This window comes from Nocardia sp. NPDC004568, assembly GCF_040609955.1.
GTDB lineage: Bacteria > Actinomycetota > Actinomycetes > Mycobacteriales > Mycobacteriaceae > Nocardia.
Map to the genome: position 1 here is coordinate 23,866 of NZ_JBEXLL010000058.1, position 22,720 is coordinate 46,585.

General features: G+C 68.7%; 18 protein-coding genes and 1 pseudogene. 7 read left to right on the forward strand and 12 right to left on the reverse strand.

The window, feature by feature from the left end; all coding sequences use genetic code 11:
* Positions 1-115 precede the first annotated feature (115 nt).
* A pseudogene (locus ABZV91_RS23330) lies at positions 116-751 on the forward strand (DedA family protein); the annotation flags it as partial.
* Positions 752-847: 96 nt separating this feature from the next.
* Here ABZV91_RS23330 and ABZV91_RS23335 read toward each other — a convergent pair.
* Positions 848-2,038 carry a glycoside hydrolase family 76 protein gene (locus ABZV91_RS23335; protein WP_355245364.1) on the reverse strand — a complete coding sequence of 397 codons (1,191 nt, stop codon included), beginning with the start codon at positions 2,036-2,038 and terminating at the stop codon, positions 848-850.
* A 302-nt stretch (positions 2,039-2,340) separates the two neighbouring features.
* On the opposite strand from ABZV91_RS23335, the gene ABZV91_RS23340 reads away from it, so the two are divergent.
* Positions 2,341-3,120: an RNA methyltransferase gene (locus tag ABZV91_RS23340; protein WP_355245367.1), complete on the forward strand. Its 780-nt coding sequence runs from the start codon at positions 2,341-2,343 to the stop codon at positions 3,118-3,120.
* Between the two features lie 82 nt (positions 3,121-3,202).
* Here ABZV91_RS23340 and ABZV91_RS23345 read toward each other — a convergent pair whose 3' ends face one another.
* From ABZV91_RS23345 to clpB, 7 genes are all read right to left on the reverse strand, one after another.
* Positions 3,203-3,514, reverse strand: coding sequence for a DUF4190 domain-containing protein (locus ABZV91_RS23345; RefSeq protein WP_355245370.1), 312 nt, complete (start codon positions 3,512-3,514; stop codon positions 3,203-3,205).
* A gap of 23 nt (positions 3,515-3,537) precedes the next feature.
* Positions 3,538-4,272 (reverse strand): lysoplasmalogenase, encoded by a 735-nt coding sequence (locus ABZV91_RS23350; RefSeq protein WP_355245373.1) that lies wholly within the window; start codon positions 4,270-4,272, stop codon positions 3,538-3,540.
* Between the two features lies 1 nt (position 4,273).
* A complete protein-coding gene (locus ABZV91_RS23355) occupies positions 4,274-5,332 on the reverse strand; it encodes a beta-ketoacyl-ACP synthase 3 (protein WP_355245422.1) in 1,059 nt (352 codons plus the stop codon).
* Positions 5,333-5,426: 94 nt separating this feature from the next.
* The gene (gene pyrE / locus ABZV91_RS23360) at positions 5,427-5,975 is read right to left on the reverse strand and encodes an orotate phosphoribosyltransferase (protein ID WP_355245376.1); all 549 of its coding nucleotides are present in this window, start codon (positions 5,973-5,975) and stop codon (positions 5,427-5,429) included.
* 134 nt (positions 5,976-6,109) lie between these two features.
* On the reverse strand, positions 6,110-7,120 hold the full coding sequence (locus ABZV91_RS23365) for a hypothetical protein (protein ID WP_355245425.1): 1,011 nt from the start codon (positions 7,118-7,120) through the stop codon (positions 6,110-6,112).
* A gap of 74 nt (positions 7,121-7,194) precedes the next feature.
* Positions 7,195-7,968, reverse strand: coding sequence for a DUF5666 domain-containing protein (locus ABZV91_RS23370; RefSeq protein WP_355245379.1), 774 nt, complete (start codon positions 7,966-7,968; stop codon positions 7,195-7,197).
* A gap of 224 nt (positions 7,969-8,192) precedes the next feature.
* Positions 8,193-10,784, reverse strand: a complete 2,592-nt coding sequence (gene clpB / locus ABZV91_RS23375) for an ATP-dependent chaperone ClpB (protein ID WP_355245382.1) — start codon at positions 10,782-10,784, stop codon at positions 8,193-8,195.
* Between the two features lie 334 nt (positions 10,785-11,118).
* On the opposite strand from clpB, the gene ABZV91_RS23380 reads away from it, so the two are divergent.
* Both ABZV91_RS23380 and ABZV91_RS23385 read left to right on the forward strand, forming a co-directional pair.
* Positions 11,119-12,276: a globin domain-containing protein gene (locus ABZV91_RS23380; protein WP_355245385.1), complete on the forward strand. Its 1,158-nt coding sequence runs from the start codon at positions 11,119-11,121 to the stop codon at positions 12,274-12,276.
* A gap of 64 nt (positions 12,277-12,340) precedes the next feature.
* On the forward strand, positions 12,341-13,123 hold the full coding sequence (locus ABZV91_RS23385; protein ID WP_355245388.1) for an FAD-binding oxidoreductase: 783 nt from the start codon (positions 12,341-12,343) through the stop codon (positions 13,121-13,123).
* 356 nt (positions 13,124-13,479) lie between these two features.
* Here ABZV91_RS23385 and ABZV91_RS23390 read toward each other — a convergent pair whose 3' ends face one another.
* From ABZV91_RS23390 to dnaK, 4 genes are all read right to left on the reverse strand, one after another.
* The gene (locus ABZV91_RS23390; RefSeq protein WP_355245428.1) at positions 13,480-13,914 is read right to left on the reverse strand and encodes a helix-turn-helix transcriptional regulator; all 435 of its coding nucleotides are present in this window, start codon (positions 13,912-13,914) and stop codon (positions 13,480-13,482) included.
* Positions 13,915-13,967: 53 nt separating this feature from the next.
* Positions 13,968-15,137, reverse strand: coding sequence for a molecular chaperone DnaJ (gene dnaJ / locus ABZV91_RS23395; RefSeq protein WP_355245391.1), 1,170 nt, complete (start codon positions 15,135-15,137; stop codon positions 13,968-13,970).
* Positions 15,138-15,308: 171 nt separating this feature from the next.
* Entirely contained in the window at positions 15,309-16,019 is a 711-nt protein-coding gene (grpE, locus tag ABZV91_RS23400) for a nucleotide exchange factor GrpE (RefSeq protein ID WP_355245395.1), read from the reverse strand.
* Positions 16,016-17,866, reverse strand: a complete 1,851-nt coding sequence (gene dnaK, locus ABZV91_RS23405) for a molecular chaperone DnaK (protein WP_355245398.1) — start codon at positions 17,864-17,866, stop codon at positions 16,016-16,018. The genes grpE and dnaK overlap by 4 nt, the downstream gene beginning before the upstream one ends.
* A gap of 496 nt (positions 17,867-18,362) precedes the next feature.
* Here dnaK and ABZV91_RS23410 point away from each other — a divergent pair, with 496 nt between their 5' ends.
* The 3 genes from ABZV91_RS23410 to ABZV91_RS23420 all read left to right on the forward strand — a co-directional run bounded on the left by ABZV91_RS23410 (position 18,363) and on the right by ABZV91_RS23420 (position 22,536).
* Positions 18,363-19,700: a hypothetical protein gene (locus ABZV91_RS23410; protein WP_355245401.1), complete on the forward strand. Its 1,338-nt coding sequence runs from the start codon at positions 18,363-18,365 to the stop codon at positions 19,698-19,700.
* 145 nt (positions 19,701-19,845) lie between these two features.
* A complete protein-coding gene (locus ABZV91_RS23415; protein ID WP_355245404.1) occupies positions 19,846-21,201 on the forward strand; it encodes a S1 family peptidase in 1,356 nt (451 codons plus the stop codon).
* A 69-nt stretch (positions 21,202-21,270) separates the two neighbouring features.
* Entirely contained in the window at positions 21,271-22,536 is a 1,266-nt protein-coding gene (locus ABZV91_RS23420; RefSeq protein WP_355245407.1) for a S1 family peptidase, read from the forward strand.
* Positions 22,537-22,720: the final 184 nt, after the last annotated feature.

The window sequence follows — 22,720 nt, forward strand, 5'->3', positions numbered from 1 at the left end:
GCCCGGCCAGGTCGACAGCACCATGCCCCTGCCGGTGGTGCACCACGCCGGACCGGCCGGCGCGAACGATTCTCCTGTTCGGTAACTGGTGAGCGCCCAGGTCGTGCCCCATGCGATGGGCAGCTTCGAACCCCTGATCTCCGCCGGTCCGGCACTTGTCTGGACCGTGGTCCTGACCTTCGTGTTCCTGGAATGCGCGTTCATTCTGGGACTGTTCCTGCCCGGCGATTCGATGCTGCTCACCGCGGGAATCGTGATGGCCTCGCACGCCACGGGCGAAACCCAGGTGTGGCTGCTCGCGGTGGGCGCGATGGTCGCCGCCATCGCCGGCAACCAGGTGGGCTATATGGTCGGGAAACGAACCGGCCACCGGCTCGTCGCCCGCAAGAACGGGCGCTATATCAATACCCGCAACCTCGCCCGGGTCGCCGAGATGCTGCAACGGCACGGCTTCGTGGCGGTCCTGCTCGCCCGCTGGATTCCGTGGGTGCGCACTCTGTGCCCGATGGTGGCCGGCGCCGCCGGAATGGACCATCGCCGCTACACCGTCGCCAGCACCATCGGCGCCGTCATCTGGGCTCCGGTCCTGCTGCTCATGGGGTATTACGCCGGCGGTTTCATCCAGCGGATCTCCTGGCTCATGCCCCTCGTAATCGGTTCGCTGGTGGTTTGCCTGATCGTGGGCACCGTCATCGGCGTCAGGCAGTACCGGCAGGAGATGGCCCAGCCGATCGAGGACTTCGATATCGATTCCGCGTCCGCCGAGGCCGACACCATGCCGCTGCCCGACCTGGGACGGGCGGAGCGAGCGGGTCATCACCCCGGCCACGGTTACGACCGGCGCGAACTACAGGCCGGCCGCGGTGACCATATGGGCGGCTTCCATGAGCATCCATCCCGACAGCTGTACCGATAGGTCCCGTTCGGGAACCCGGGAGGAGCTGACCGCGCCGTTGGAGGTGAGCCCGCCGGCGCCGCCGCTACCGCTGGGCAATTGCGCAGACACCGACCAGTCATGCCCGAAGAGCGGTTCGCCCTCCAGATCGAGCCGGTTCTCCCAGGCCGCGGCCGCGGACTCCTTCACGATGCGCGCGGCCGTGCGCCGGTCGGCGATTTGTTCGTGTTCGTTGCCGGGCAGCATCAACGCGACCTGGGCGAGATAGCGGATGAGGATACCGTTGAACAGGCCGCCGTCGCCGCCGGTACCACCGCGCACCACGCACTCGACGGTCAGGTGGTCCTCCACCGCGTCCAGGAGGCGGTGCACCCGATCGAGATGCTCATAGTCGCCGGTGTGGACCGCGAGCTCGGTCTCCAGACCGAGGACGACACCCTGGCAGTAGGTATAGATCGAGCGTTCCGATTCCCGGGCGGGGAGGTGGATACCGTCGAAGATCAGACCCGTCTCCGGATGGCGCAACGTCTCGTCCATCCAGCCCGCTATCTCGGCTGCCCGCTCGTGGCGGCCGAGCCGGGCCAGGGCGATACCGGCGGGACCGTTGGCCGGAGCGTTGTAGAAATCCGCCCCCACCCGCCAAGGGATGCCACCCCCGACCGCCGGGTTCCACGCCGTGTACAGCTTCTGCTCGAGCGGTCCGAGCGCGCCGACCGCCTCCCCGTTGTCGTGGATCCGGGCCGCGCGTTCCAGGGCGATGGCCAGCCAGGCCATATCGTCGTAGTAGCGGTTGGTCCAGCCGGAGATATTGCGGAGCCGATGTGACCGGACCAGGGTGGCCACCCGTTTGCGGCGTTCGATGGTCGGTGCCCGGTTCGCGGCGTCGACCGCGCAATCAATGAGATGGGCCTGCCACCAGTAGTGCCAGGTGAGGAAGAATCGCTCGCGCCGGACGGACGGCCAGCCCACCACGCCGAGCGCGGTGCCCGGCAGCAGCCACACCGGCCGCAGATGACGGGACAGGATCGCGGCCTCGGCCCGGTCGGCCCGCTCGGACCAGCGTGTCGCGGGGTCGCCCAGCGGTCCGCGCTGTTGCCCGGCCGAGCGCCGGGGAACGTCGAGATCGTCGCTGGGCGGGGTCATGAAACCCATATTGCCAGGCGAATCGGCTTTTCCGCCGCTCAATTGTTATCGACTCGACGCGCAACCGTTCGACTCCGCCGGGATTCGGTCCGGACCTCGTGGAATTACTGCCGAACAACGCCCGGATCGGGAACCCGCATCGCGTATAGCCCGGTTTACGCCCGGGCGTGTCGCGCGACCTTCCGACGGCTGCGCCACGGCGCATGAATGCCTTCACGCCAGAACTCGGGGGCGCACAATATGTTTCGGGGCGACCGGACCGAGCCGGACCACCCCGCTCGGGCCCCCACTACGATCATGCCGTGACCAACCCAGCGCTAGGGGCCGATCCGGGCCCCGCCCGACTCCGGACATCCGGAGTCGCCACAGCGCGTACACCGGACCCGGAGCCGGCAGCGCGACAGGAATCCGACGACCCCGACCCGGACCCCGAACCCGGCCCGACCGAATGGGGTGAGAACCCGAACGGGGTCGGGCCGTGGGCGGCCGAGCACGACGTGCCACCACCGGACGACGACCGGCTCGACCCGGCCCTGCTCGCCGAAGGCGACCGCCGCAATGTCGTCGACGCCTACCGCTACTGGACCCGGGAAGCGATCGTGGCCGATATCGACCGCCGCCGCCACCCGTTCCATATCGCCATCGAGAACTTCGGACACGACGCCAACATCGGCACGGTCGTGCGCACCGCCAACGCCTTCGCCGCCGGCGCGGTGCACATAGTCGGCCGCCGCCGCTGGAACCGGCGCGGCGCCATGGTCACCGACCGCTACCAGCACATCACCCACCACCCGGATATCGAGGCCCTGCTCGAATTCGCCCGGTCCGAGGACTTGAGCGTGGTCGCGGTGGACAATGTCCCGGGCTCGGTACCGCTGGAAACCGTCCGGCTGCCGCGGCGCTGCCTGTTGCTCTTCGGGCAGGAGGGACCGGGGGTCACCGAAAGCGCCCGGGACGCAGCGGTACTCACGGTGTCCATCGCCCAGTTCGGCTCCACCCGCAGTATCAACGCGGGAGTGGCGGCGGGAATCGCCATGCACGCCTGGATCCGCCAGCACGCGGATCTCACCGCCGCGTGGTGAGATGTGCGGTCTGCCGTCCATAGAGTGGGGCCAGTGCGCACTTACAGTGACGTCAACCCCTCGGGCCGGTCGAAGTTCCCGATCAGGCGGAGTTGATCAGCACGACCATGAAGACGATGTAGGCGATGACCGCGAGTACTGCCAGGATCAGCAGCACGGATCCGATGATGCCGAGAATGTAGCCCACCATCACATTGCTGCGGCCGCCGACGGTGCCGCCGGAAGCATCGATCTCGGCGAGCGCCCGGCGGCCCATGATCCACGCGACCGGGGCGCAGACCTGGCAGAACATCATCCCGACGATACCCAGGATCAGTACGGTGGTCGCTTGCGGGTGGTCGGGCGGCGGCGGACCGTACGCCGGATAGCCGTACGCGGGCGGCGGGTAGCTCATGCGTGGATCGTATCGGGCAGAGCCTAGGCGCTACCAGCGGAAATCCGTTCGGGCGCATCGGCGCCGAGCGGTGTGCGGGTGTGCGCGGCCGGGTCGGCGAGGAGGAACTGCGCGGCGCCGTAGGTCGCCAGGATCACCCCTTCGAGCACCCACCGCGACCGTTCACCGCGCGCGAAGAGCCGCCGCAACACGATGAGACCGTCCGAGACCGTGAACAGCAGCGCACCCAGCCCGAGCCGGCTGCGCGGGTCGGCGTTCGGAATATTGAGGCCCGCAATATTGTCCGCGTCCGCGGACAGGGCCGGATCGGAGGCGAGTACGGCCGCGGTGCCCAGCGTCGCGCCGTACGCGGTCAGTGGTGCGGCGAGCGCGGGCGCCTTCGCGCGGAGCAACACGGCGGCGCCGGCCCAGGCCAGCACCCTCGGTACGGCGACAGCCGGAGACGGTCGCGCACCGTAGCGCCACCACAACGTGGCGTATCCGGTCTGCATCACGGCGAACGAGGACGCGCCGGCGATGAGCCGGCGATCGTCGTCGGGCTCGATGAGCAGCACATCTCCGACGGTCGCGGCACCCAGCGAACTCAGCAGCAAGGTCCGGTCGGCGGGCGCGATATCGGCTCTGCTGGTGGCGATATCGGCCGCGAGCAGCGGCATCATCAGTGGTTTGGCGGCCCACTGCCACCGCTGCCGACCGGTCAGCGCACCCGCCACGGTCACCGCCGTGGCGGCCAGGAACCCGGCCCGCAGCGGGCGCATATCAGAGACTCGACTCGGCGGGCGCCGGCGGCAGGATGACGACCTGCCCCGCGTAGCTGAGCCCCGCGCCGAAACCGAGCAGCAGCCCCAGCTGACCACCCTTGGCCTTACCGGTGGCCAGCATCTCCTCCATGGCCAGCGGGATCGAGGCCGCGGACGTATTGCCGGTGTTCTCGATATCGCCCGCCATGGGTATGTCGTCGGCCAGACCCAGGTTCTTCTTCATCAGCTCGTTGATCCGGGCATTGGCCTGGTGCGGGATGAAGACCTCGATATCGTCCTTGGACACCCCGGCCACATCGAGCGCGGTGGACAGCGCCCGCGGCAGTGTCACGGCGGCCCACCGGAACACCCGCGGCCCCTCCATCCGCAGCGCCATCCGGCCCACCGGCTCCACCTTGGGATCGGTGCCCTGCAGGTCTTGGGCCCGCTGCATGTAGTCGACGAAGTTGACGTCCTGTTTGATGGCTTCGGCGTTCTCGCCGTCACTGCCCCAGACCGTCGGGGAGATCCCGTTCTCCTCGCTCGGACCGATCACCACCGCGCCCGCGCCGTCACCGAAGATGAAGGCCGTACCGCGGTCGGTCGGGTCGATCCCGATGGTCATGGTCTCGGCGCCGATGAGCAGCACGTATTCGGCCGAACCGGCGCGAATCATATCGCTGGCGACCCCGAGTCCGTACCCGAAACCACCGCACCCGGAAGTCAGGTCGAAGGCGGCGATGCCGTTCATACCGAGGTCGCTGGCGACGATCGGGGCGCCGTGCGGGGTGAGCATCGGCCAGCTGGAGGTGGCCAGGATGAGAGCGCCGATCCGCGAGGGGTCCACTCCGCTGTTGCGTAGCGCGCGCCGGCCCGCGGCCACCGAGATGGACCGCAGCGACTCGTCGCCGCTGATCCAGCGCCGGTTCCGGATACCGCTGCGTTCGAAGATCCATTCATCGGAGGAATCCAGGACCTCGCACACCTCGTCATTGCTGACCACGCGCGTCGGCCGGTAGGCACCGATGCCGAGCATTGCTACGTTGTCGTGCCCCTTCTTTCCGGCAATGCTCACCACGACTCCACGACCCTTCACTTGCAGTACTGTCGGATTCTCAGGCTAACCGAGCGGGACGGACCGGTGAACAGCCGCCGTGTTTCGGCAGCGGTGTTCAGCCGAGCTCGAGGTCCCCGAGGCTCAGGATGGAACGGTACTCGAGACCCTCGTCGGCGATGACCCGGTCGGCGCCGGTCTCCCGGTCCACCACGGTGGCCACCCCGACCACTGTCGCGCCCGCGTCGCGCAGCGCGCGCACCGCGGTCAGCGGAGAATTACCGGTCGTGGTCGTGTCCTCGACCACCAGCACCCGTCTGCCCACCACATCGGGGCCCTCGATCTGCCGTTGCATCCCGTGGGTTTTCGCCGCCTTGCGCACCACGAACGCGTCGATCGGGCGGCCCGGAGCGTGCATCACCGCGAGTGCGACCGGGTCGGCGCCCATGGTGAGGCCGCCGACGGCGTCGAAGTCCCAGTCGGCGACGAGGTCACGCAGCAGTTTGCCGATCAGCGGACCGGCCCGGTGGTGCAGGGTCGCCCGGCGCAGGTCGACGTAGTAGTCGGCCTCCTTACCGGAGGACAGCGTCACCTTGCCGTGCACGACGGCTAAATCGCGCACCAGTCCGGCCAAAACGTCCCGGTCGGTCGTTGCCTGGTCGATCATCGGTGTCCTTCCGCCCACGTAGGCGAGTCACGGCAGTAATGTCCCGGCGCCCGCTGCGGCGCCCTGCGAAGCAGGATACGGGGGCACTCCGCGCGGAGTTGTCGCAGGTCGCGCGGAGTGCGTATCGGGGAAAACTACTGCGGGACCGGACCCTGGTAGGGGCGGAATCCCGGGTGGAACGGGCCACCCGGCCGGGGCGGGTCCTGATCGTCACCGGAGGCGGATTCACGGCGCTCGCGCGGGCCGGAATCGCGGTCGGAGTCCGGCCGCGCGGGCCGGTTCGCCGGCCGGGAGTCGGGCACCACGGCCAGACTCGGCCGCCGCGGCGGGACGTCACCGGCATCGGAGTCGCGCCGGCCCGGATCATCGAGATCCTCGGGTTCGTCCTGCCGGTACCGGACATTGGGCGCCGACCGCCCGTAACGACCGTCCTCGCGGTCGTCGGCGAAATCGTCGTAGTCCTCGTCCCGGTCGTCGTATTCCGCCGAACGGATCCGGGCGCGGGGGTGCGGGGCACCGGATTCGGGATCGTCGGAGCGGGGTTCGGTGACCGGGGGCAGCACGTGCAGCAGGCCCGACAGCCGCAGGACGGCATCGATACCGGTCTCCCAGTCCTTGGCGGCGGACCCGACCGGAAGCATGCCGAGGGTCCAGTTGCCCTCACTCCACAGCATCTGCACGGTATCGGCCAGCGATTCGATGAAGGCGACCATCCGCTGATCGACCGCGTGCCGCGCGATCTCGGGGTTGGTCGCGAACACGACGCGGTCGCCGATGGCGCCGAGCAGTTCGAGATCGGCGTCCTTGGGCGGATTCATCGTCTTCAACCGCATATCGACGTCGATATCCGAGCCGATCTGCCGGCGGACAGCGACCAGGGTCGCGGAGTCCTCCAGATCCAGTAGCACGAATTTCTCGCCCTTGCGGATACCCGTCACCACGTCCACCGCGGTGAGGTACCCGAGCTTGGCCAGCGCACCGCGCCGCCACGTCGAAGCGAGCGCCGGTTCCACCGACACATAGGTGTATCCCTGGGCTTTCGCCCACACCTGGCGCGCGTGACCGGTCCGCTGCCGCTGGCGCCGGTCGAAGTAGAGCAGCACTATCGCACCCGCGAGGGTGATTGCCGCCAGCCCGAACCACATTGCCGTCATCGTCGCCTAGCCTATCGACCCGCCCGGCGTAATGCCGGGCACCCACACTGCGCGCCGCGGTTTTCTCATCGCCCGCCCCCTTCGAGGGCGGTGCTGATGATGACATCGGCCTGAATTGATCCGTCCGGACTCTTCTGACCCTGCACGATCACCAGGTCACCGGTCGGCAGCGCGTCGACGGTGGCCCCGGCCAGCGATATCACCTGAGTGGACGGGCTGGTGTGCACGGTGACCTCGGCGCCGGTGAGTGTACTGATCGTAAGCGTACCGCCGGAATTCGCGCTGATGGTGCCCATGGTGGTGCCACCGGCCTCGGGATCGCCGGTATCCGGCATATCCGGTAGTCCGGGCAGGCTGGGGAGCGCGGGACCCGAGTCGCCCGGATCGGCCGGTAGGCCGCGACTCGTCGGACGAGCACTCGTCGTGGTGTCGCTCGCGGTGGTGCCCGAGTCACCGCCGAAGAGCATCCCGGCGGCGATACCGGCGAGCCCGATCAACACGATGACCGCGAGCGCGATACCGACCCACATCCCGGTCTTCTTCGGCGGCCGCGGCGGTTCCGGCGGCAGCTGGCCCGGCGGCACCTGGCCCGGCGGACCATAGCCACCCCACTGGTTCTGGTAGGGCTCCGGATAGAGCGGCATCTCCCGGGTCGGGTTCGGTCCCGCCCCCCAGCCCCCGTAGGGATCGTTGCCCGGATAGGCCGTGGTCGACTCCCCGTAACCCGACGAGCCGTAACCCGTGGACAGCTTCTCGGTGGCCGATTCCCCCGGCTGACCCAGGTGCTGGGTCGGATCGTCGTCCGGCCGCCTCGCCCAGGGATCGTTCGGGTTGGTCATGTCACCCAGACTAGGCGTACCTCCGCACCCGCTCCGGCCATGTGCGCCGACATGCGGCCGATCCGCCCCGATACAGAACGATCCGCCACAACACGGCCCCGGACCCCGGCCTCGACCGAACCGACCCCTGGGCTCGCGCGGGCGTCCGGGACCGATGCCGGAATGCGGCGCCGACGGCGAGGTCGGCGCCGCATTCGCGGTGCACCCGGTGTGCGGTTACGGGGTTACGGGCCCGCGGTGACCGCGGCGGGATCACGATCGCGCGGCCCGACGACGAGCCCGTCACCGTCCGGGCTGACGCCCACCTCGACCGTGTCGCCGTCGGTGACCTTCCCGGCCAGCAGTTCCTTGGCCAGTGTGTCGCCGATGGACTGCTGGATGAGGCGCCGCAGCGGGCGGGCGCCGTAGACCGGGTCGTATCCGCGGACCGCCAGCCAGAAGCGGGCCGAATCGCTCACCTCGAGGGTCAGCCGCCGCTGCGCGAGCCGCCGCTGCAACTGATCGAGCTGGATGTCCACGACATGGGCGAGCTGGTCCTCGTCGAGGGCCTGGAACATGACCACATCGTCGAGCCGGTTCAGGAACTCCGGTTTGAAGGCGGCCCGCACCGCGTTCATCACGAATTCGGCGTCGGCGCCGGCGCCCAGGTTGGAGGTCAGGATCAGGATGGTGTTGCGGAAGTCCACCGTCCGGCCCTGCCCATCGGTGAGCCGGCCCTCGTCGAGGACGGCGAGCAGGATGTCGAAGACATCCGGATGCGCCTTCTCGATCTCGTCGAACAGCACCACCGTGTACGGCCGCCGGCGCACCGCCTCGGTGAGCTGGCCTCCCTGGTCGTAGCCGACGTAACCGGGCGGGGCGCCGACCAGGCGGGCGACCGCGTGCTTCTCGCTGTACTCGCTCATATCGATGCGGACCATGGCGCGTTCGTCGTCGAACAGGAAGTCCGCGAGCGCCTTGGCCAGCTCGGTCTTACCGACACCGGTGGGACCGACGAACAGGAACGAGCCGGTCGGCCGGTTGGGGTCGGCGACTCCGGCCCGCGCCCGCCGCACCGCGTCGGACACCGCGCGCACCGCGTCGTGCTGCCCGACAACCCGCCGGCCGAGTTCGGATTCCATCCGCAGCAGCTTCTCGGTCTCGCCCTCGAGCAGCCGGCCCACCGGAATACCGGTCCACGCCGAGATCACCTCGGCGATATCGTCCGGCCCGACCTCTTCCTTGAGCATGACCTCACCGTCGGCCGCCGCACCGGAGGCCTTCTCGGCCTCGGCGAGTTCCTTCTCCAGCGTCGGGATCCGGCCGTATCGCAGTTCGGCGGCCTTACCCAGGTCACCGTCGCGTTCGGCGCGCTCGGATTCACCGCGCAGATTCTCCAGCTGCTCTTTGAGCACCCGGACCTGGTCGATCGCGGTTTTCTCGTTCTGCCAGCGGGTGGTGAGCTGGTTGAGTTTCTCCCGGTCGTCGGCGAGTTCGGCGCGCAGCCGCTCCAGGCGCTGCTTGGACGCCTCGTCGGTCTCCTTCGTCAGCGCGACCTCTTCGATCTCGAGCCGCCGCACCGCACGTTCGACCTCGTCGATCTCCACCGGCCGGGAATCGATCTCCATCCGCAGCCGCGACGCCGCCTCGTCCACCAGGTCGATCGCCTTGTCGGGCAGGAATCGCGAGGTGATGTAGCGGTCCGACAGCGCGGCCGCCGATACCAGGGCGGAGTCGGTGATCCGCACACCGTGGTGCACCTCGTAGCGTTCCTTGATGCCGCGCAGGATGCCGACGGTGTCCTCCACCGAGGGTTCGCCCACCATCACCTGCTGGAAGCGACGCTCGAGCGCGGCGTCCTTCTCGATGTGCTGCCGGTACTCGTCGAGGGTGGTCGCGCCGACGAGCCGCAGTTCGCCGCGGGCCAGCATCGGCTTGATCATGTTTCCGGCGTCCATCGCGGATTCACCGGTCGCGCCGGCGCCCACGATGGTGTGCAGTTCGTCGATGAAGGTGATGATCTGCCCGGCACTGGATTTGATCTCCTCGAGGACGGCCTTGAGCCGTTCCTCGAATTCGCCGCGGTACTTCGCGCCCGCGACCATCGCACCCAGATCGAGGGAGATGACGGTCTTGCCACGCAGCGATTCCGGAACGTCGCCGGCGACGATGCGCTGGGCCAGGCCCTCGACGATCGCGGTTTTGCCGACACCCGGCTCGCCGATGAGCACCGGGTTGTTCTTGGTGCGCCGGGACAGCACCTGCACCACCCGGCGGATCTCGGTATCACGACCGATCACCGGGTCCAGTTTTCCGGCGCGCGCGGCGTCGGTGAGGTCGGTGGAGTACTTTTCCAGCGCCTGGTAGCTGCCTTCCGGATCCGGGCTGCTCACGCGGGTGTTGCCGCGCACGGTGGTGAACGCCTCGCGCAGTGCCGTGGCCGTGGCGCCGTATTTCTCCAGCAGCATCGTCACGTCGGAGTCGCCGGAGGCCAGACCGACCATGACGTGCTCGGTGGAGACGTACTCGTCGCCGAGTTCGGTGGCCAGATGCTGGGCCGCGGTGATCGCGGCCAGCGCTTCGCGGCCCAGTTGCGGGGTCGTGGTGGCGCCGGTGGCGCGCGGGAGCCGGTCGACGATGTCCTGGGCCTCGCGCCGCACTGTCGCGGGGTCGGTGCCCACCGCTTTCAGCAGGGGCGCGGCGATACCGTCGGTCTGGTCCAGCAGCGCCACCAGCAGATGGGCCGGCCGGATCTCCGGGTTACCGGCGGACGAGGCCGCCTGCAGCGCGGCGGTCAGCGCGGCCTGGGTCTTGGTGGTGGGATTGAACGAGTCCACGAAGCACCTTCCTGCTAGTCGATATCTCATCCGGCATCCGCACCGATCCCGGTGTCTCGTGCCGTCCTGCCCGATTCAACGTTCGAAAGGTTGAGTCTGTTCCGCTCAACTTTGAAATTTTCTGCGACTGTCGCCACCCACCGGGTTGCCAGGAAAGTGCTGGGTCACGGCTCATAACGACGCGTCGTTACCCGCGAACAAGATCGGCCAAACCCGGTAACCGTATTTCACACCCACCATCATCTCTTTTTTCGGGGATACTGGTCGGGTGAAGGACCGCCGGTAACGGCTACGTCCCTCCGGGTCGGAATTCAGGGAAAGGAAGCTCCACGCCGTGGATGCGCGTTCGGCAGCGCTGGTCCGCGCCAATTTCCAGTCGGTGATCGATGCGCCGAGTGGTCCCGAGCGGTTGGTCAGCGCGTTTTACGGTCACCTGTTCGCGGAGAACCCGCGACTGCGGGAGCTGTTCCCGCCCGCCATGGATATGCAGGCGAAGCGGATCGTCACCGCGGTCCAGTACATGCTCGATCACCTCGAGGACTGGGATCGCGCCCAGAAGTTCCTCGAGCAACTGGCTCGCGATCACCGCAAGTACGGCGTCGAGGCCGCCCACTACGACCAGGCCGGCCCCGCCCTCTACGCCGCCTTCCAGACCTATAACGGCCCCTACTGGACCAGAGAACTCGCCGAGGGTTGGCGCGACGTGTGCCTGCTCATCTCCGCCGCCATGGCCATCGGGGCCAACTCCGATGATTCGCCGCCCTACTGGGAGGCCACCGTCGTCGGGCACCGGCACGTCCTCGAGGATCTCGCCATCGTCCGATTGCAGTCCGACGACCCGATCCCCTACCTGGCCGGGCAGTACGTCCCCGTCTCCGTCCCGCAGCGGCCACGGATGTGGCGCTACCTCTCCCCCGCCATCCCGTCGAACCCCTACGGCGAGATCGAATTCCACGTCCGCAAGGTCCGCGGCGGATGGGTGAGCCCTTCCATCGTCAACGAGACCAAGGTCGGCGACCGCTGGCTCATCGGCGGACCGCTCGGCGGCCTACAGGTCGACCCGGACAGCGGCCGCGATGTGCTGATGATCGGATCCGGCACCGGTGTCGCGCCGCTGCGCGCCCAGCTGATCGAGATGGGCCGGCGCGGTATCAACCCCCGGGTACATTTCTTCATCGGCGGGGTCTACCCCTGCGACCTGTACGACGTGGAGAACATGTGGCAGCTTTCGCAGAGCAACCCGTGGCTCACCATCGTCCCGGTCTGCGAACACAAGACCAACCCGTGGTGGTACCCGCACCCCACCGAGGACGCGCCCTACGGGATGCACCGGCGCCTGGTCGGCAACCTCGGCGCCGTGGTGGCCAGTTTCGGCGCATGGGAGGATCGGCAGATCCAGATCGCCGGTTCGGCGAAGATGATCGCCGACACCCGGCGCGCGCTGCTCGCGGTCGGCACCCCGGAGGAGATCATCAGTACCGATCCGGTCTGATCGGTATCGGCACATCGACACCGGACGCATGGGCGTCCGGCCCGGCCTGTCAGCGGAGTGAGGTATGACGAACGACCCGAGCGCGTCCCCCGCCCATTCGTCCCAGCGGTCGTACTGGCTGGCCGATGTCGTCGAACATCACCGATTGCGCCACGATATGGCGGTCGTCCGTTTGATCGGCGAATACGTACCGTTCCATGCGGGGCAGTCGGTGCAGGTCGAGGTCCCGCAGTTCCCGGGCATGCGCCGCCGGTTCTCCCCCGCGCTGCCGCCGTCGCTGGACGGCAAGCTCGAATTCCATGTGAAAACCGTGCCGGGCGGCTGGTGCAGCGGCGGCATCGTCGCCGATACCGCGGTCGGAGACCGGTGGAAGCTGTCCGCGCCCGAGGGCCTGTTCACTGTCGATCCCGACGGTGACGAGGTGGTGATGATCGCGGGCGGCACCGGGCTGGCCCCGCTGCGCGCCCAGATCCTGGAACTGGCCCGCCATCCGAACCCACCCACCACCTACCTGTTCTTCGGCGGCTCAGCCCCGCGCGACCTGTACGCCGCCGATATGCTCGTCCTGCTCGCCGCCGATCTGCCCTGGCTCACCGTGGTGCCGGTGGTGGAACGGCTCGACGATCCGTCCTGGCCGGACAGGTGGTACGAGAGCCACCGGGTGGACATAGGTTTCGACGAGGACGACCTGCTCCAGGGCACCCTCGCCGAAGTGGTCGGCTCCTACGGCTCGTTCGACCGGCGCCAGGTACTGGTCTGCGGTTCGCCCGCGATGACCAGGTCCACCGTGGAACGGCTGCTCGACGCGGGCACTCCGGCCGAACGTATCCAGTTCGAAGGAGCCTGAACCGGCGCCGGTCGATCGAGCCGGAGTCAGGACGGCCCCGACCGTGGTGGAGGCGCCGCTGTCGATATCGGGGCCGTCCCCGTTCTGGAGCGACCGAGCATGTGCAGCAGACAGTCCAGAGAACGGGGACCAACCAGCACCGACAGTGACGTGAGGCTTCCCAGGCCGGTCCGGCCGCACGGCCGGCAGGCACCTGTGTCTATTCCGGATGGTCTACCTCAGTGGTCGGGGGCCCGCCCCCGATTCCGGACCGACGAAGCGGAGAAGCGCAGCGACTGAGCGCAGGAGGGAAGAATCGGGGTCACAGGGCCCCCGACCCGCCCCGCCGAAGGCGGGGCCAATGAACACTGCCGCCGTCAACGCTGCCGCCGGTTACGGGGCTGCCACACCACCAAGGCGGTATTGCGCTGCTGCGGTATCAATTCCGGCCGGTAATCCGGCCGGGCCCGTTCCCGTTCCAGCTCCGCGGACAATTCGACCACCCGCTGCTGGAGTTCGGTCACCTGATTGGTGAGTTCGATGATCCGTTTGATACCCGCGAGATTGACGCCTTCGTCCTGAGAGAGCCGCTGCACTTCGCGCAGCAGCTCCACATCCCGTTCCGAATAGCGCCGGCCGCCGCCCGATGTGCGCTGCGGTGTCACCAGACCCAGCCGGTCGTAGGTACGCAGCGTCTGCGCGTGCATACCGGCCAGCTGGGCGGCCACCGAGATCACGAAATATTCGGTGCTCGATTGGCGCCCCGCCCGGGGCCCTACGTGGTCACGCTGCGCTGCCGCCTCCGGGCCCATCGCTCGGGCCGCCGGGCGCGCCGATTGTGCCTCGGGTCCTCGTTTCGGGTCCATCACGCACCTGCCCATCCCGCTCTCGGATCGAAGCCGCTGGCCTTCTCCGCCTCCTGCAGCGCGCGCAGCGCCGCGACGGCATCGTCGTCCAGCTTCGGCGGCACGGCGACCTTCACGGTGACCAGCAGATCACCGGCTCCGCCACCACGTTTGGGCACTCCGCGGCCACGCACCCGCAGAATCCGTCCGTCCGCGGTACCCGGCGGCACCTTCACGCCGACCCGGCCCTCCAGAGTGGGCACCGATACGGTCGTACCGAGCACCAATTCACTGTAGCTGACCGGCAGTGCCAGGGTCAGGTCGTCGCCGGCCCGGCCGAAGACCTTGTCCTGGCTGACGTGGACCGTGACGAACAGGTCGCCCGAGGGCGCGCCCCGCAGACCCGCCTCACCCTGTCCGGCGAGCCGGATCCGTTGCCCGTCCGCGATACCGGGGGGTATCCGGACGTTGATGGAGCGGGTGCGATTCTGGATACCGCTGCCGTGGCAGTCCACGCACGGGTCGTCGATGATCGATCCGGTGCCGCGGCACTCGTCGCACGGTTCGCTGAAGCCGAACGCGCCCTGATTGCGGCTCACCACACCGCTGCCGTTGCAGATCGGGCACACCCGCGGGCTGGTACCCGGTTTGGCCCCGCTGCCGTGACATGTTGTGCAGGGCGACGGGCTGGTGAGGTGCAGCGGCACCGTGACGCCCTTGGCCGCCTCGCGGAACCCGAGGGTCGTCTCGGCCTCCACATCGGCGCCTCGGCGCGGCCGGCCGCCGGCACGGGTGGCCCCGCCGCCCCGGTTGAACAGGCCGCCGAACAGGTCACCGAGCCCACCATCGGCGCCCCCACCGGCCTGGCCGAAGATATCGCCCAGATCGAAGCTCTGGGAGAACCCGCCGCCGGCGCCCGGGGTGAAACCGCCGCCCCGCCCGTACCCGCCGCCGGAGAACAGCCGGCGGGTCTCGTCGTACTCCGCGCGTTTGGCGGGATCCGACAGGACGGTGTGCGCCTCGCTGACCGCCTTGAACCGTTCCTCGGCCTTGGCATCGCCGGGGTTGGCGTCCGGATGCAGATCACGGGCCAGCTTGCGGTAGGCCTTCTTGATCTCCTCGGTGGAGGCGCCGGCGGAGACACCCAGCTCCTTGTAGAAGTCCTTCTCGATCCACTCCCGCTGGCTCACCGGGCATCTCCTCCTCTCGATACTGTTCCGCGGCCCGCGCGGGGCCCTGCGTGGTCGTACTTTCCTACCGCCTCCGGGCCTCTCGCGCGCGGCGTGAGGGGAGCGCGGCGCGCGCGGATCGCTCCGTGCGCGCGCCGCACCACCCGGTCCGTGGCTTTCGCCGCGGAGTCGTTACTTGTCCGAGCCGGCATCAGCATCCGATGCCTCCGCCCGAGCGGGTTCCGCGGTATCCGCGGCACCCTGGTCCGCCCCGAGATCGCCGACACCGTCGGTGACGCCGACCAGCGCGTGCCGCAGCACCCGCTCCCCGAAGCGATACCCCTTGCGCATCACCACGCCGATCACCGGATCGTGCCCGGAGCCCTCGTGCTGCACGGCCTCGTGCAGATTCGGATCGAACGGCTCGCCCTCGGACCCGAACTCCTCGAGCCCCTGCTTGCGCAGGGCCTCGATCAGCTTGTCGGCCACCGAGCGCAGCGGGCCGGACTCCAGGTCGCCGTGCGCCTTGGCCCGGTCCAGGTCGTCGAGGACACCGAGCAGTTCGGTGACCACGGCGGCCTTGGCGGAATCGATCGCGGTCTTGCGATCGCGTTCGACCCGGCGCCGGTAGTTGGTGTACTCGGCCGTCAGCCGCTGCAGATCGGCGGTGCGCTCGGCGAGTTCGTCCGAGCCCGGGGCCGCGGCGGGTGCCGCGTCGGCGCCGTCACCTTCGAGGCCGGCCTGGGGCGCCTGGGGGGCCACACCCTCCTCGGCCCCGGCCGGGGCGGCACCGTTGGCCGCCCCGGCCTGTTCCCGGACCTCACCGGTCTCCGGATCGATCTTGCGCTTGTCGACGAAGCTGACCGGCTCCTCGGAATTTCCTTTGTTTCCCGAATTCGTCACTTCTTCTCCGTGTCGACCGGCTCGTCCACGACCTCGGCGTCGACCACCTGGTCGTCGCCGGCGTCCGCGCCCGCGGCGCCGTTACCGGAGGCCGCGCTCTCGGATGCCTGGGCCTCGTAGATCGCCTGACCCAGCGCCTGCGATTCGGTGGCCAGCTTCTCCACCGCGGCCTTCACCGCGGCGGTGTCGGTGCCCTTCAGCGCCTCCTTGGCCTCGTTGATCGCGGACTCGACCTTGGACTTCACATCCGCCGGAACCTTGTCCTCGTTGTCGGAGATGAACTTCTCGGTCTGGTGTACCAGCGATTCGGCCTGGTTACGGGTCTCCGCTTCCTCCCGGCGCGCCTTGTCCTCGGCGGCGTGCGCCTCGGCGTCCTTGATCATCCGGTCGATCTCCTCCTTGGACAGACCGGAGCCGTCCTGGATCTTGATCGTGTTCTCTTTACCGGTGCCCTTGTCCTTCGCGGTCACATGCACGATGCCGTTGGCGTCGATATCGAAGGTGACCTCGATCTGCGGCACCCCGCGCGGGGCCGGCGGGATACCGGTCAGCTCGAAGGAGCCGAGCAACTTGTTGTGCGCGGCGATCTCGCGCTCACCCTGGAACACCTGGATCTGCACCGACGGCTGGTTGTCGTTGGCCGTGGTGAAGGTTTCCGAACGCTTGGTCGGGATGGTGGTGTTGCGCTCGATGAGATTGGTCATCACGCCACCCTTGGTCTCGATGCCCAGCGACAGCGGGGTCACATCGAGCAGCAGGACGTCCTTGACCTCACCCTTGAGCACACCGGCCTGCAGGGCGGCGCCGACGGCGACGACCTCGTCCGGGTTCACACCCTTGTTGGGCTCCTTACCACCGGTCAGTTCCTTGACCAGCTCGGAGACCGCGGGCATACGGGTGGAGCCACCGACGAGCACGACGTGGTCGATATCGGAGACCTTGATCCCGGCGTCCTTCACCACGGACTGGAACGGCGCGCGGGTGCGGTCGAGCAGGTCCGAGGTGATCTTCTGGAACTCGGCGCGGGTCAGCTGCTCGTCGAGGAACAGCGGGTTCTTGTCCGCGTCGACGGTGATGTAGGGCAGGTTGATCGAGGTGCTCTGCGAGGAGCTGAGCTCGATCTTGGCCTTCTCGGCGGCCTCGCGCAGCCGCTGCATGGCCATCTTGTCCTTGGTCAGGTCGATGCCCGAGCTGGACTTGAACTTGTCGACCAGCCACTTCACGACCCGCTCGTCCCAGTCGTCACCACCGAGGTGGTTGTCACCGGAGGTCGCGCGGACCTCCACGACACCCTCGCCGATTTCCAGCAGCGAGACGTCGAAGGTACCGCCACCGAGGTCGAAGACCAGGATGGTCTGTTCCTTGTCGCCCTTGTCCAGGCCGTAGGCCAGGGCCGCGGCGGTGGGTTCGTTGACGATGCGCAGCACATTGAGGCCGGCGATCTGGCCGGCTTCCTTGGTGGCCTGACGCTGCGCGTCCTCGAAGTAGGCGGGCACGGTGATCACCGCGTCGGTGATCTCCTCGCCCAGGTATGCCTCGGCGTCGCGCTTCAGCTTCATCAGCGTGCGCGCGCTGATCTCCTGCGAGGTGTACTTCTTACCGTCGATCTCCACGGTCCAGTCGGTGCCGATATGCCGTTTCACCGAGCGGATCGTGCGGTCGACGTTGGTCACGGCCTGGTTCTTGGCCGGCTGCCCGACCAGTACTTCACCGTTCTTCGCGAACGCGACGACAGAGGGCGTAGTGCGCGAACCCTCGGAGTTGGCGACGACGACCGGCTCCCCACCTTCGAGAACGGCGACGACCGAGTTCGTGGTCCCGAGGTCGATTCCGACCGCACGAGCCATTTGTTTCCTCCTCATTTTCGACTGCTTGTGTCTGTCCGGGCGCTGTGCCCATTGCGCCGCGGGTCTGTGGGACCCACCGCGTGGACCAGCTCCAGGCAGAACATAGAGCACGGTCCCAGCAATACTGAGCGTGGTCGGCTCAATCCTGCCCCGCCTCGGAGAGGTCGTCAAGTCAAACTTGAGCCGATGTCACTCAACATTGTCGATCAGCTCAACCCCCGGCACCGGCGATGTATTCCCGCCCCCTCATACCGGGCCCCGCCCCATTCTTCCCGCGCCCCGCCGCGGCGACCGGGTCGACGCGACATCGTGACCCAGCTGTATCGCGCCGGCGCCCCGACTACGGGCTGCTCCCCGATCCCCACAACCCGCTCGCCGGCGCTATTGTCGAAGCTCCGCCCATGGTGACCGCGGCGCCCCGCGACGCGGTACGGCGACGTGCGGGTGAACCCGTACCGTTGTTTTTGGATGAGGAAGTCGAAGCGAGGATCCGAGAATGGCCACTGGGGTGGGCCTGCACATCGCCGAGTACGCGTGCACCGCGGCGGTCGTCGACGACGACGGAGACCCGCATTTCGTCCTCCGTGAGCCGGTGCTGCACATGTCCGAGGACGGGGACGCGGTCCTCGGCGGCGCTGTCGCCCCACCCGGGCACACCCACACGATCACCGGTTTCGTGGCGGCCGTAGGCGATCCGGCGGGTGTCGCCGTGGACGACGGCGAGGCCTACCGCGGTGAAGATCTGCTCGCCACCGCCCTGTTCTGCCTGATCAACCTCACTGCCGAACACCTCAACGGCCCCGCTGAGTTCTATGCCGCCCATCCCGCCGGTTGGGCGCCCGGACAGGTGATGGCCCTGCGCGACGCACTCGACTACCTGGGCCTGAAATCGGTGGCCCTGGTCGGCGAGGACGAACTCCCGGCGGGACCCGCCCATCTCACCCCCGCGGATACGAGCCGGTATTTCGCCGAGAGCGCCGGCCGGGCGGCGCTCGCGGTCGTGCTGGAGACCCCGGCCGGAGCCACCCCGCCCGACCCCTCGACCGCGCAGAACTCCGCGCTGGACACCGTCGTCATGCCGAAACTGCGGGACGGCGACACTCCGGCCAAGGCGTACTCCGCCCTGGTGCCCGCCCTGGATCCCGAAGCCACCTACGGCGGACCGAGTCTGGCGGCCATAGCCGCCGGGCCGGCCCCCGCCACCGGATCGCATCCGGCCACCGGCTCCGGCCCCGCGGCCGCCCCCCGGCCCGCGACCGGCACCGCGGCCGCGGTGTCCACCGCCACCAAGGGGAAGAAGCCCGCGGCCGGAGCGACGGCGACCGGCGGCACTCGTGAGCGCGGCCACCGGCGGACGGCCGCGCTGGTGGCGGCCGCGGCGTTCGGCGGCCTGTTGATCGGCGCCCTCGGTGTCACCGCGATTCTGCGGCCCGGGGCGGCGGAGCCGGGCGAACCGGTCACCACATCGGTGGCCGAGACGCCTCCGCCGCCGCCCCCGGTACAGCCGCAGCCGGTCGCCCCCGCCCCCGAGATCCCGTCCTACACACCCGAGCCGACCTACGAGCCGGAACCGACCTACACCGAGGAACCGCTGCCCGCCCCGCCTCCGGTCACCGTCACCGAGACGACCCCGGCGCCCACCACGGTCCCTTCGACGTCCACCACCGAGCCCAGCGGCCCGACCCTCACCGAGCCGACCACCGGGACCGAGACGACGACCACCCGGACCCGGCCGCGGATCTTCCCCTTCCCCGTTCCGTTCCGTACCGAGGACCCGGATATGGACCTTCCCGACACCGGATCCAAGGAAGGTCGTCAAGAAGAGGCCAGATAGCGTTTTGTGCCTTAGAGTGATCCGCTGACCGGTGTTATTCCGGCCACCCCGGCAACTCGGTCGAAGCTCGAGCAAACTTGTGCGCCAATGGATTCGATCTCGTGGCCACGGATTATCCGGCACACAGTGCCGACGAAGGGACTTCATGCGCAAGTCGGTGGCGCGTCGCGCCGCGGTCAAAGCTGCCGTTATCGGCTCGACCGTTCTCCTGGCTCCCCTGTTCGGCGCGACCGCGGCGATCGCCGCGCCGGAACCGGAACAACTAAAAGCCGAGGACCTGCCGGCCGAACTGGTCCAAGCGCTGTCCCGCGATCTGAATATGACCCCGACCGAATATCTGGACCGCGCCGCGCGCGCCCAGCAGTTGCAGACCTACGCGGCCGAATTCCGCGCCGAACGCCCGGACGTCTTCGCCGGCGCGTGGATGACCCCGGAGGGTAAGCCCACCGTCGCCGTGACCTCGCCGGACGCCGCCAAGGTGGCCAGCGACGACGGATATTCCACGCGCCTGGCCCCGGTCTCGGCGGCCGCGCTGGAAACCTCGCTCACCCAGATGAATCAATGGGTCGCCGCGCAGCCCCGGGATATCTCGCAGGTGATCAACTCCATTGCGATCGACTTCCTCAACAGCCAGCTGGTCGTCAACGTCGCAAATACGCCACTGGCGCATATGATCAACCTGCCGACCCTGATCGCCAACATCAAGGTCGTCCTTTCCCCCGAGGGCGGCGGCCCGGTGGAACACCGCCCGATGGGCGGCGACACCTACATCAGCGCCCCCGGCCCACTCGACGACGCGGAACTCAAGAGCGTCGACGTCTGCTCCTTCGGCTTCAACAGTGTCGATTCCGCCGGTAACGCGCTGAACATCAGTGCCGGCCACTGCAATCCGAATATCGACAAAGGCGACGAACGGGCCGCCGTATACGGGCCGAATATCCGCAATATCCCGGCGAGCCCGCAGCTCGGCACCTTCGTCCAGTCGGAACTGGGCGGCCCCAGCACGCTGGACTATTCGGTGATCCAGTTGAACGAGCGCGCGGTGGGCGCGGGCATGGACCAGCCGTCGGTGCGCGGCGCCAACGGCACCACCCTGACCATCACCGGCACCGCCGACCCGGTGGTCGGCGCCCCGGTCTGCAAATCCGGACAGTCCTCCACCTTCACCTGCGGATTCGTGGTCGCCGACCGGGTCGAGACCCAGCTGTTCACCACCGAAGGCGACGCGAAGGTCATCCGGGGGTTCGCCAGCTCGGCCTGCACGCTGGGCGGTGACAGCGGCGGGGCCATCGTCAGCGGCACCCTGGCACTGGGTATCACCAGCGGCTCCAATGCCGCCGACGCGCCCGATTGCGAGAAGGCCAATATCGCCCTCGCGCAGTACGGCGGCACCGCTACGCTGGGCATTCCCATCCGCGGCATCCTCGCGCACGCCGACGCGGCCGCCGGAGGCGGCATCGGCAGCGGTATCGCGGTACGAACCAGGCCGAATGCCGGCTGAGCCCGATATAGTCTCTCCATGCTCATGCCACGCATAGGTAAACGAAGGTCGGCGCCGACCAGAAAACGCATGCAACGTGCCGCGGTCGCCGCCTCGGCGGCCGCCCTGCTGTTCGGCCCGATCGCAGCGGTCTCCTCGGCTGCCCCCGACCCGGGTATCGGCCTCCCCGCCGACCTCGTCGCGGCACTGAACCGGGATCTGCACATCTCCCCCGAGGAGTACCTGGCGCGCGCCGATACCGCGCAGCAGGTGGCGGCGTTCGCCACCACGGCCCAGCGTCAGTTCCCCCAGGTGTTCGGTGGCGCCTGGCTCGACGAGCAGGGCCGCGGAGTGGTGGCCCTGGCCAACGGCCCCGGCGGCGACGAGGCGCGCGGCGCGGCCGAATCGAGTGGATTCGTGGTCCGCAATGTCGCCAAGAGCGAAACGACACTGCGCGGCGAGAAGAGCGCCTTCGAACGCTGGCTCGACGGTCAGCCCGAAGCGGTGTCCGCACTGGTACGCGGTGTCGTGATCGATACCGTCAACAACAGCATCGCGGTGCGGGTCGACAAGGTCGGCCTGCCCATGCCGAACTTCATCGATCCGGCCCGCGTCATCGTCACGGCCCCGCCGGTCGCGGCGGAAACGCTGCCCCAGGCGGCCACGGTCGCCGACGCGGCCACCACCGCGGTGGGCGGCGGTGACGGTTTCGCCGCCATCGCCGGAGACAGCTCGCTGCGCTGCTCCTTCGGCTTCAACGCGACCGGCCCGGCCGGTAACACCGTGAACATCACCGCCGGGCACTGCAACCCCAACCTGGACGATGTCGGTGCCGCCACCGTGCACGAATCCCTCGGCGGCAACAAGGTGGGCCCGCAGATCGCCACCTACCAGAAGTCGGTACTCGGCGCCCAGGACTACTCGATCATGAGCATCGAGGACGGGGCCGCGGGCCGCTTCCAGAACAACCAGGTGAAGGTGCCCGGCGCCGCGCCGATTGCGATCGACGGCGTCGCCACCCCCGTGGTCGGCGCGCCGGTCTGCAAGTCGGGTTCGCGGACCGGCTTCAGCTGCGGTGTGGTCAACGCCGTGGACCAGACCGTCCAGGTCGGCGACCGGCAGCTCACCCAGAGCTTCTCCGCCAATATCTGCGCCCTCCCCGGCGACAGCGGCGGCCCGATCGTGACCGGACGCCAGGCCCTGGGCATCTCCAGCGCCTCCTCGGTGGCCGACTATCCGATCTGCGAGATCCCCAACATCCTGGGTGTGCTCACCGGTAACGCCCCGCAGCTGTTCGCGCAGCCGGTGAGCGTGGTGCTCTCCGACAACCCGGGCCTGCGCATCCGGACGAGCTAGCGGTCGGCCCGCTCTTCGCTCCTCAGAGACGCGGAGAGCGGGATCGGCGCCGCACCTCCGGGTGCGACTCGCACCGAGCATCGAGCAATGAGAGGGGGGGGGGGCGGGTAGGGGGCGGGCCCCACGCCGGGGGGGTACGGAGGGAGCCCCGCGGGAAGACCCAGCAAAAAACACAGGACGGCGT